Here is a 7,415-nt window from a genome sequence, read left to right as displayed (position 1 = left end):
GGGAAGCCTTGCGCCCGACAGCGACGGCGACGAGCCGAGGACGCTCGGCCAGCTCAGGACCGCGTTCGGCGACATCCACCGCTACGACGGCATCACCACGAGCTTCCAGCCGGAGGACGACGACTCCAGCGTCGAGGACGAGCTCGCCGAGCTCCTCGGCGACTCGTCGAGCCTGCCGGACGGCGCCGAGGGCATCGCGCAGCGTCCGCGGGAGACGTACCGCGACCCGGCGCTGCGGATCGGCGGGAGTGCCCGGATACGGGTGACGGTCCGCCCCTGAGCGGCCCGCGGCGCGGCCGCGTTCAGGACAGGCGGTTCTCGATGCCCAGCGGTGCGGCCTGCGGATCGTCGGACGGTGGGGCGGCCGGGGCGTCCTGCGGGGCCTCCACCCCGAGGGCCTGCGCGAGCTCGCCGGTCTCGTACATCTCGGTGACGATGTCGCAGCCCCCGATCAGCTCACCGCCGACGAAGAGCTGGGGGATGGTCGGCCACTGCGAGATCGCCGAGAGCTCCTGGCGGATGCGCGGGTCGGGAAGGATGTCGACGGCCGCGAACGGTGCGCCGAGGGCCTGGAGCGCGCCGACCGTCCGGGCGGAGAACCCGCACGCGGGCGCCTCGGGGGTGCCCTTCATGAACAGGATCACCGGGTTGTCGGAGATCGCCTCGGCGATCGCGTCGCGGATCGGGTTGTCGGACATGGTCACTCCGGGGGTCGGGTCTTGAGGCTCAGGGCGTGGATCGGGCCGCCTACCTCGGCGCCGAAGACGTCGTACACCAGACGGTGCTGTGCGATCCGTCCGAGGCCGGCGAACTGCGGCGCGACGACGGTCGCCCGGAAATGGTCGCCGCCGCCGGTCCAGTCCTCCACCTCGGCGGTGGATCCGGGCAGCGCGGACTCGATGCGGGCTTTCAACTCTTCGGCGCTGGGCATGCTGGCATCGAGCCTAGCGCAGCCGTTGCCTCGGGAGATGCCCCTTCCGGGCCGGGAGCACAGGGCGCTATACTTCGTGAAGCAATGAGCACTCAGGTCACCTACAACGCCAAGGGCATCACCTTCTCGGAGATCGGTGCCACCAAGGTCAAGGACTTCCTTGAGCAGCAGCAGGCCGATCTCGCGGTCGCCGGACTCCGCGTCGGGGTCAAGGGCGGCGGGTGCTCGGGCTTCCAGTACCAGCTCGCCTTCGACGAGCAGCGCGACGGCGACGTGGTCTTCGAGGATCACGGTCTCCGCATCCTCGTCGACAGTCCGAGCCTCCCGTACGTCGACGGCTCGCAGATCGACTACGTCGAGGCGATGACGGGCGCCGGCTTCCAGGTCGTCAACCCCAACGTGGTCGCCGCGTGCGGCTGCGGCTCCTCGTTCCGCGTGGCGGACGAGGAGGAGGTCAGCGCGGTCTAGGGACGGGCCCTGACGGGCCTACACCCCTTCCGCGACGGCGGCACCGATGTGCGCGCGCAGGAGGGCGGCGACCTCGTCCGGCTGCTCGAGCGACACCGAGTGGCCCGCGGCCTGGACGATCTCCAGCCGACCGTCGGGGCACGCCTCGGCGATCGCGCGGGAGTCGTCCACCGAGTACGCGTGATCCTCGGCGCCCGCGATCGCCAGCACCGGGACCTGCGCGTCACGGAGCTCCTCGAGCACCGAGGTCCTGTGGACGACGGCGTGCGCGGGACCCGCGATCTCCGGGCCGAGGGCGGCGAGCCGCTCGCTCCAGGGCCCGGTCAGCTCGGGCCGATCGGACAGCGAGGTGTCGCCGAACATGATGTGCATCACGATGTCGAGCATCGGAGCGACACCGGAGGCGCCCATCGCCTCCACCAGCGGGTCGAACTCGGCGATCTTGCCCTCGGCGCCGCCGCTGGAGCCGATCGCGGCGACGGTCCGGACCAGATCCGGACGCCGGGCCGCGAGACGCAGCGCGACGAAGCCGCCCATCGAGTTGCCGGCGTAGTGGCAGGGACCGAGGTCGAGCGCCTCGATGAGCGCCGCGGCGTCGTCGGTCAGCGTGTCCATGTCGTACGGCTCGTCCCGCGCCGAGTGACCCTGACCGCGATGGCAGTAGCGCACCACGCGAAACGTGTCGTCGAGGCGGTCCGCGAGCGGGTCGAACATCGCATGGTCGAAGAACAGCGAGTGGCCGAGCAGCAGCGCGGGCGCGTCCCGGGGGCCGGACTCCTCGTAGTGGATGGTCGTGCCGTTCACGGGGATCTCGGGCATGGCGCCACGCTACCCGACCCGTCTCGGCTCGACACCGCCCCGACGAGGATGGCGCGGTGACGCGCGGCGGACGGGGGTTCGTACGGGTCGGGGCCCTGTTCGCGGTCGCGGCGCTCGCCGCGTCCGGGTGTGGCGGGGACGGTGGCGAGCGGGGACCGCGGACCGCGACCGCGCCGGTCCCGGGAGTGGAGAGCGACGGATCCGCGTCCACCGCCCAGCCCCGCCTCCCGCTCGGGCTCACCGAGTTCAACGCCCAGCTCCTGAGGCCCGCGGGGTCCCGGCCCCGGGCGGGCCTGGGCCCGTCGCCGGCCCGCTTCGACGCCGTGCGCCGGCAGGTCTCCGCCCTGCGGCCCCGGTACCTGCGGGTCGTGGTGGACTGGCTGCGGGTCGGCGCGGACCCCACCGGCACGCCCGCGCTGTCGCTGCCGCAGAACGGCTGCGTGCGCGACATCGAGCCGTGCGCGGCCTTCGACGGCGTTCGCGCCCAGCTCCAGGCCGCGCGGGAGCAGCAGGACGCGGGTGGGGGATGGGAGGTCGTCGTGGTGATCGCCTGGACGCCGGAGTGGGCGGCGCTGCCGCCCCGTGGCTGCGAGCGCCCCGGCACCGAGCCGCGGGCACGCGCGATCACCGCGGAGGGACTCGTGGCGTACCGCCGCCTGATCCGCGAGATCCTCGCGCTGGGACGCGAGATCGGCGTGCCCCTGCGGTGGTGGAGCCCGTACAACGAGCCGAACCATCCAGCCTTCGTCAGCCCCCAGCGCGCGGCTTGCGATCCGAAGAGCCCGTCGCTGGCGCCCGCCGTGTACGCGCGGTTCGTGCGTGCCGCACGCGCCGAGCTCGCCGCCGCCGGCGGCGACAGGCGGCTGGTCCTCGGGGAGCTCGCGGGGTTCCGCGGGCCGTCCGAGCGTGCCACGGGGGTCGGCGAGTTCGTGCGTGCCCTCCCGGACGACGTCGCCTGTGCGGGCGCCGTGTGGTCGCAGCACCAGTACGTCCGCCCGGACGGCCGCCAGCACGATGCGGTCGGGGAGCTGGAGCGCGCGCTCGACGCGCGACCGTGCACCGCCGGGCAGCCGGTCTGGGTCACGGAGACCGGGATCGGAGGCGTGGAGGCCGGCAAGGCGCGAGCGTCCGACGCGGCGGCGCTGCGGCGGCAGTGCCGCGCGCAGTACGACCAGCTCGTCCGGTGGGACGCGGACCGGCGGGTCGCGGCGGTGTTCCAGTACACGCTGCGGGACGATCCCCTGTACCCGGTGGCCCTGTTCGACCCCGGTCTGACGCGGGCGTGGCCGGTCTACGACGTGTGGCGGGTGTGGGCGGACGCGCCGGGAGGCGGCGGCCGGCGCGGCTCGGCGCCGCCGGCTCCGCCGTCGTGCGCGGCCTGAGGTCCGGCCGCGGCAGGACGCCTGCCGGGGGCGGCGAACCTATAGTCACCGCGATGCTCCTGCCCCGCCATCTGCTGGGCGCCCTCGTCGTCCTCGCAGTGCTCGCGCAGGGGATGGTCGGCGCCGCCGCCGACGCCACGGCCGCAACGAAGCCGGCGCGCGTCATCCTCGCGTTCCTCCCGGCGTCCGAGGAGCCTCCTGAGGGGTTCATCCAGACCCCGGTGTCGATCCTCGACCGGCTCGACGAGCGCCGCGCCCTCGCGCTCGGGCTCAGCGGCGCGACGCAGGGCACGTACAAGCGCGTGCAGGCGTTCCTCGACATCGGTCAGGGGACGCGGACCTCGCTGGCCGCCTACCACCCGCGCCTGCCTCCGGAGCTCGAGTTCTACCCGCAGGACGGGGGTGCGCTGTTCCAGCGCTGGCTCGAGACGAAGGACCGCGCCGAGAGCGCTCCGGCGGACGTCCTGCCCGGGCTCCTCGCGGAGTCGGTCCCGGGCGGAGCCGCGTACGTCGGCGTGAACGGTCGCAGTCAGCTCGAGGCGATCCCGGCGGCGGATCGGGCGGGTCGTATCGGCGTCGTGTCGATCGGCCCGGCCAGCGATGTCGCCGACCGGGCGCGCCGGGCGCTCGACGTCAAGCGCTTCGTCGTGGTCGGACTGCCGACCGGGGAGCCGGGTGGCCTGGCCCTGAACGAGCTGATCGCGAGCCACGAGCCACGGGATCTGCTGATCGTCATGCAGACGCCGCCCGACCTGCGGGCGTCCCAGCTCCTGCCGACCGGGGCGCTCGGCCTGGGCACGCCTGGCGCCCTGACCTCGGACACGACCCGTCTGCAGGGGATGGTGGCCGGGATCGACATCTTCCCGACCGTCCTGGAGCACCTGGGCGTGCCGGTGCCGCGCTCCGTCAAGGGGCAGCCCATCCGGGTCGAGGGCGACCGCGACGCGGCGGCGCTGCAGACGCTCACCGACCGCCTGCGGGTCGTGGGCTCCCGGCGCGTACCGGCGCTGCAGATCATGCTCGTGGTGTGGCTCGCGGTGGTGCTCGCGGGCGGCGTGCTCGCGGACCGCCGCGGCGTCCGCTGGGGCCTGCGGGTCGGAGCACTGGCGTTCTTCTGGCTGCTGACGGTCCTGCTCATCACCGGTGCGATGGCTCCCGGGCGGACCGATGAGCTGGTGCTCATCGCCGCCCTGTCGTTCACCCTGGCGATCATCACCGACCGTCTGGTCGCCTGGCCGCGCGCGCCGATGGTGCCCGGGTTCGTGACGGTCCTGGCGTACGTGGTGGATCTGGCCCGCGGCTCGGACCTCATCATCCGCTCGTTGCTGGGACCCAACCCGCGCTCGGGCTCACGGTTCTACGGGATCGGCAACGAGCTCGAGTCGACCCTGCCCCTGCTGCTGTTCGTCGCGCTCGCGGCGCTGTTGTGGCGCCGGGGCCGGACCCGGGAGACGGCGGCGGCCTTCGGCGTGGCGTCGCTGCTCCTGGGCGCCGCGCTGGGGTCCGGACGTCTCGGCGCGGACGTGGGCGGTGTCATCACCGTCGGGGCGGGCGCCGCCGTGTGCGTGGTCCTGCTGCTCCCAGGTCGGCTGAGCCGGCGGCGGATCGCCGTCGTCATCGCCGCTCCCGCGGTCGCGCTCGTCGGGCTCACGGTCCTGGATCTCGCGACCGGGGGCAACGGGCACTTCACCCGGACCGTGCTCCGGGCCGAGGGGGGAGGGGCCATCGAGGACATCATCGTCCGGCGCTACGAGCTGGCGTTCGGGGTCCTGCGACGGGGCGCGATGCCGTTCATCACCGGGATCGCGCTCCTGGCGGTGGCCTACGGGGTCCGCCACCGCGCGCGGGTCTACGCGCCGCTGGAAGGCGACGAGGTATGGCGCGCCGCGCTGCTCGGTGGGCTCGCTGCGGCGGTCGCCGGGGCGCTGTTCAACGACTCAGGGCCCCTGCTCCTGATCTTCGGGGTCTTCGTCCTCGCGCTGGCCACCGCCTACGTGCGAGGGGATCCGCGACTCGTCGTCGCGGAGGGGCCGTTCGCCCCTTCCGGGCGGCCGGAGGAAGGCCGCCCCCAGACCGAGTAGGATGCACGCGATGCGCATCGCGCTCGTGTCCCCCTACTCGTGGACGTATCCCGGGGGCGTGACGCGGCACATCGAGGCCTTGGCAGGGCAGTTTCTGGCCACTGGGCACGATGTCCGCGTCCTCGCGCCGTACGACCCGTCCGACCGACTCGCGGAGCGCTTGCACCGCGGGGCCTCACCCGAACCGCGGGAGGCCCCCGACTACCTGATCCCGCTCGGTCGTACCGTCGGGTTCCCGGCCAACGGCGCGGTCTCCAACCTGGCGATCACGCCGTACGCCGTGTCGACGATGCGCCGCGAGCTCGCGGCCGGGGGGTTCGACGTCATCAACGTCCACGAGCCGGTGGCGCCGTACATCGGGTGGGACGTCCTGTCCAACCGGTCGGCGCCGCTGGTCGGCACGTTCCACTGCTACTCCACCAAGCTGCTCACGAACGGAACCGCCGGCAGCGTCCTCGGCGCGCGCTGGCGCCTGAACCGGCTGACCGAGCGCATCGCCGTCAGCGAGGCCGCCGCCTGGACCGGTCGGCGCTTCTACGGCGGTCGCTACCGGATCATCCCCAACGGCGTCGACGTGCCGCAGGATCCGCTCGCCGAGCACACCGGCCACCAGGAGCAGGGCGAGCTGCACGTGGTCTTCGTCGGCCAGGCCGTCGAGCGCAAGGGCCTGCCGGTCCTGCTTCGTGCCTTCGAGGCACTGCGTGAGCACGTTCCGGCGAGGCTGACGATCGTCGGCGCCGGTCACGAGGACGTCGCGCCGATCCTCCTCGACGCCCGCGGCGTCACCGCGCTGGGCAAGGTCGACGACGAGACCAAGACCGCGGTGCTGCGCAGCGCCGACGTGCTCGCGGCCCCGTCACTCGGCGGCGAGAGCTTCGGCATGGTGCTCACCGAGGCGTTCGCGGCGGGGACACCGGTGGTCGCCTCCGACATCGCCGGGTACCAGGACGTCGTGCGCCACGACGTGGACGGCCTCCTCGTGCCCCGGGGCGACGCCGCCGCGCTGGCCGCCGCGCTCCGGGAGCTCGCGCTCGATCCGGCCCGCCGCCGCCGCATGGGCGTGGCCGCCGCCGAGCACGCCCAGCGCTACAGCTGGTCACGCGTCGCCGCGGACGTCCTGGAGACCTACGAGGCGGCCGCCTCGCGCCCGGAACCCGCGGGGGTCGTGCAGCGGGCCGCCGTCCGCGTCGGGGCCGTGCCGGCGGACCTGGGCCCGCGCGTCCCGGCCCGTCGTCTCGCGGCGATGGAGCCGGCTCCGCCGGCGGGCACACCGCGGCCCGCTGCCGTCCTCGCCCGCCGGGTCGGTCTCGGAGCGGCGGCCCTCGCGGGAGCCGGCCTCGCCGTGCTCGCGCTGCAGCGCGTCGGGGTCGACCGCATCGGCGACTCGCTGATCAACAGCTCTCCGACCTGGGTGCTCGTCGCGCTGGGGCTGATGTGCCTCTCGATGATCGTGCGTGCCGTGAGCTGGACCGCGATCCTGCGCGCCGCCCTGCCGCAGACCCCGGCCCGGGTCACCGACGCGATGCAGGGGACGTTCATCGGCGTCCTGATGTCGGCGACGCTCCCCGCGCGCCTCGGGGAGCCCGCCCGCGCCATGATCGTCGCGCGACGCCTGGGCCGGGCGCGGGAGAACCTGCCCGTGGTGCTGGGCACGCTCGTCTCGCAGACGCTCCTGAACATCCTGGCCCTCGTGATCCTGGGCATCGTGATGTTCTCGTCGGTGGGCTACTTCCG

Annotated in this window: 8 protein-coding genes; 5 read left to right on the top strand and 3 right to left on the bottom strand. The window is 73.9% G+C overall.

Going from position 1 to position 7,415, the window contains the following annotated elements:
- A partial coding sequence (locus tag ABYE80_RS14370) for a hypothetical protein (RefSeq protein WP_372790971.1) occupies nt 1-280 on the top strand: 280 nt, incomplete at its 5' end.
- A gap of 22 nt (nt 281-302) precedes the next feature.
- Here ABYE80_RS14370 and grxD read toward each other — a convergent pair.
- Together grxD and ABYE80_RS14360 are read right to left on the bottom strand one after the other, a co-directional pair.
- Nucleotides 303-698, bottom strand: a complete 396-nt coding sequence (gene grxD, locus ABYE80_RS14365; protein WP_372790970.1) for a Grx4 family monothiol glutaredoxin — start codon at nt 696-698, stop codon at nt 303-305.
- 2 nt (nt 699-700) lie between these two features.
- Nucleotides 701-931, bottom strand: a complete 231-nt coding sequence (locus tag ABYE80_RS14360; RefSeq protein WP_372790969.1) for a BolA family protein — start codon at nt 929-931, stop codon at nt 701-703.
- An 84-nt stretch (nt 932-1,015) separates the two neighbouring features.
- On the opposite strand from ABYE80_RS14360, the gene ABYE80_RS14355 reads away from it, so the two are divergent.
- Nucleotides 1,016-1,399, top strand: coding sequence for a HesB/IscA family protein (locus ABYE80_RS14355; RefSeq protein WP_372790968.1), 384 nt, complete (start codon nt 1,016-1,018; stop codon nt 1,397-1,399).
- 18 nt (nt 1,400-1,417) lie between these two features.
- Here ABYE80_RS14355 and ABYE80_RS14350 read toward each other — a convergent pair whose 3' ends face one another.
- On the bottom strand, nt 1,418-2,218 hold the full coding sequence (locus tag ABYE80_RS14350) for an alpha/beta fold hydrolase (RefSeq protein WP_372790967.1): 801 nt from the start codon (nt 2,216-2,218) through the stop codon (nt 1,418-1,420).
- Between the two features lie 56 nt (nt 2,219-2,274).
- On the opposite strand from ABYE80_RS14350, the gene ABYE80_RS14345 reads away from it, so the two are divergent.
- The 3 genes from ABYE80_RS14345 to ABYE80_RS14335 form a co-directional block, all read left to right on the top strand.
- Nucleotides 2,275-3,600, top strand: coding sequence for a hypothetical protein (locus ABYE80_RS14345; protein WP_372790966.1), 1,326 nt, complete (start codon nt 2,275-2,277; stop codon nt 3,598-3,600).
- A gap of 53 nt (nt 3,601-3,653) precedes the next feature.
- Nucleotides 3,654-5,681 (top strand): hypothetical protein, encoded by a 2,028-nt coding sequence (locus ABYE80_RS14340; protein ID WP_372790965.1) that lies wholly within the window; start codon nt 3,654-3,656, stop codon nt 5,679-5,681.
- A 10-nt stretch (nt 5,682-5,691) separates the two neighbouring features.
- On the top strand, nt 5,692-7,415 hold a 1,724-nt coding region (locus ABYE80_RS14335; protein WP_372790964.1), incomplete at its 3' end, for a glycosyltransferase.

This window comes from Paraconexibacter sp. (assembly GCF_041602235.1).
GTDB lineage: Bacteria > Actinomycetota > Thermoleophilia > Solirubrobacterales > Solirubrobacteraceae > Paraconexibacter.
Note: the sequence above shows the minus strand (reverse complement) of the source record. Positions and strands in the feature narration are given on the sequence as shown.

Coding starts and splice junctions, on each gene's coding strand:
- grxD (WP_372790970.1), bottom strand. CDS start 698: ATGTCCGACAACCCGATCCGCGACGCGATCGCCGAGGCGATCTCCGAC.
- ABYE80_RS14360 (WP_372790969.1), bottom strand. CDS start 931: ATGCCCAGCGCCGAAGAGTTGAAAGCCCGCATCGAGTCCGCGCTGCCC.
- ABYE80_RS14350 (WP_372790967.1), bottom strand. CDS start 2,218: ATGCCCGAGATCCCCGTGAACGGCACGACCATCCACTACGAGGAGTCC.
- ABYE80_RS14355 (WP_372790968.1), top strand. CDS start 1,016: ATGAGCACTCAGGTCACCTACAACGCCAAGGGCATCACCTTCTCGGAG.
- ABYE80_RS14340 (WP_372790965.1), top strand. CDS start 3,654: ATGCTCCTGCCCCGCCATCTGCTGGGCGCCCTCGTCGTCCTCGCAGTG.